Annotated in this window: 1 protein-coding gene; it reads right to left on the bottom strand. The window is 63.0% G+C overall.

The window, feature by feature from the left end:
- Positions 1–305, bottom strand: a 305-nt coding sequence (locus AC0IYH_RS29040; RefSeq protein ID WP_471837458.1) for a cupin-like domain-containing protein, incomplete at both ends; no start/stop codon positions are given.

Raw genomic sequence — 305 nt, 5'->3', positions numbered from 1 at the left:
AATTGCCGTGCAGACATCGGGTCCAGCCTGGCCAACGGGCCCTGCGCCGCGTCCGGCAGATGCGCGGTCGGACGCTCCGCGGGCCCGAACACGTAATAGTCGAACAAGGCTGCCCATGCCCGTTTCTCGTGCGGCGACCGATCCCGCAAACTCAACAGCCCGTGGAGCAGGGTGTTCATGGGGGAATCCATGAACGCTGGAGCATCGTTCCACCAGAAGTTGATCATCATGTTGAAGTCGGAAAGCGCCTCCACGTGATGCCACCACAGCGCGGGATAGATCACCGCATCGCCCGGCCCCAGTTC

This window comes from Pseudomonas sp. AC463 (genome assembly GCF_979253585.1).
The sequence above is the reverse complement of the archived record's forward strand: the minus strand, read 5'-3'. Positions and strand labels throughout refer to the sequence as shown.